The organism is Mycobacterium sp. IDUB_19, assembly GCF_055419445.1.
The window spans coordinates 1-2,037 of the sequence record NZ_JBVAXR010000123.1 but is presented as its reverse complement, the minus strand read 5'-3'; the positions used below and the strand labels follow the sequence as shown (position 1 = coordinate 2,037).

The following is a 2,037-nucleotide window of genomic DNA, read 5'->3' as shown; positions in this document are numbered from 1 at the left end:
ACGAGCAATCCCAGAGCGGACGGGATGCCCAGCGCCTTGAAATACGACAGCCGCGCCAAGTGGAGGCAGAAGGTGGCTCCGGCGATGGTCAACCCCGAGCCCAGGATGATGTGCGAGGTTCCGCGGAACATCGTGTACCAGGCCGTTTCTCGATCCTGACCGGCCTGGCGCGCCTCCTGGTAGCGACCGATGAGGAAGATCGCGTAATCAGTTCCCGCCGCAATGGCCAAAGACGACAGCATGGCGACGACGAACGTCGAAAATCCCAACAGCTCGCTGTTCCCGAGAAGCGCGACAAGCCCTCGGGCCGTGCCCATCTCGAAACCGACCATGACGAGCACGAGAAGCACCGTGCTGATGGAACGATAGGCGATAAAGAGCATGATCATGATGACCACACCCGTCACGCCCATCATCTTGAACATGCTCTTGTCGGCAGCCTCATTCATGTCCGTCGTCAACGGTGCCGGGCCGGTTGTGTAGACCTTGAGCCCTTGGGGCGGCGCTGATTTGTCGACGATCTTCCGTACCGCGTCGACGGATTCATTGCCCAGGGTGCTGCCCTGGTTGCCGGCCAGGTTGAGTTGGACGTAGGCGGCTTTGCCGTCGCGGCTCTGGACGCCAGCGGCGGTGAGCGGGTCTCCCCAGACGTTCTGGACATGTTGCACGTGCTTGGGGTCTGCCTGCAGTTTTTTCACCAAGCCGTCGTAATAGCGGTGCGCCTCGTCGCCGAGTTGCTTTTCGCTCTCCAGCACGATCATCGCGATGCTGTCGGAATCCGACTCGTGGAATGTTGCGCCAATGCGCTTGGCCGCGATCATCGCGGGAGCGTCCTGAGGAGACATGGTGACCGCGTGGTTGCGTGCGACTGACTCGATCGGCGGCACAAGCACATTCAGGGCGACGGTCAATAGTAGCCATCCGATGATGATGGGCCACGCGAACCTGCGGACGAACCGCATGAATCTCGCCCGGGCGTCGTTTTCGGTGTTCATGCGGCCTTCACCAGACAGGAAGTTTGCGCGTGGCGTCCGGCCGTGGATCTTTCGTCCTTGACCTCCCCGTTGACAGTGATGCGGCACCCGATGTTGTCGCTATTGCCCTGTGCCACCACGCTGGCGAGCACGGCCGGCACCGTCGTCGTTATCGTGAAGGTCCAGGGCAAACTGGTGAAGTTCACGTGTTCAGGCTGAGCTTTGGTGTCCAAGTAGCTCACGCTTCCCGCCGTGTCGCCGGGCCCGTAAACCTCGTACGTCACCCGCTTGACATGCGACGGCTCGAGCGGTTCGGCGCTGCTGCCGGTTGCCGTGAAGATCGAATCGGAGCCAAAAACGCCGCGCAGTCGGGTGACGGCGACACCGCCGAGGGCAACTGCCACCACGACCACGATCGGCACCCAGGCTCGTTTGAGAAAGGTCAACATCGGTGTTTTCCCTTTCGCCTCGTGTTGTCAGTTTCGCGCCGGGCTAACGGACCAAACAGGGTCGTTCGACCCCGATTTGGACGGCCTTTCGGGCCACGCGACCGCGACTGCCTGGGCATTTGCCGTGACAGCGAGGCGACATCGCCGCGCACGCGCGCAGCAAGGGGGAAACGGAGACTCCCGGCCGGTTGCACGTCAACCTCCTTGCTTGCCTCTGGGCGCAGATCAGCGCCGCCTCTATATACCCTACCGGGTATAGTATACGACAGAGCGAACGAGACCCGTCAACGCATCAATGGAAGGACTTTGCGCAGGATGGCGCGCTAGAGGTGACCGTGTGACGTGTTGACGTCACACGGCCGCACTAGGAAGAATCGATTCTTCTGTCAGGCCAGCGCGAGGAAGAGCTTCTCCAGCTCGTCTTCGGTGAGTGGCTTCTTGCCCTTCGCCGCTTTTCCGGTTGTGCATTCGCGCATACCGGTGGCGACGATCTTGAATCCGGCACGATCGAGTGCACGTGAAACGGCGGCGAGCTGCGTGACCACGTCCTTGCAGTCGCGGCCCTGCTCGATCATCGAGATCACGCCGGCCAGCTGGCCTTGCGCACGGCGCAA

Annotated in this window: 3 protein-coding genes; all 3 read right to left on the bottom strand. The window is 61.7% G+C overall.

The features are described 5' to 3' along the window. The coding region (locus tag ACZY0B_RS27290) for an MMPL family transporter (RefSeq protein ID WP_463767344.1) at nt 1-995 on the bottom strand (995 nt) is incomplete at its 3' end. Beyond that, nucleotides 992-1,423 carry an MmpS family transport accessory protein gene (locus tag ACZY0B_RS27285; RefSeq protein WP_463767343.1) on the bottom strand — a complete coding sequence of 144 codons (432 nt, stop codon included), beginning with the start codon at nt 1,421-1,423 and terminating at the stop codon, nt 992-994. The genes ACZY0B_RS27290 and ACZY0B_RS27285, both read right to left, overlap by 4 nt. A gap of 386 nt (nt 1,424-1,809) precedes the next feature. Further along, the coding region (locus ACZY0B_RS27280; RefSeq protein ID WP_463767342.1) for a metal-sensitive transcriptional regulator at nt 1,810-2,037 on the bottom strand (228 nt) is incomplete at its 5' end.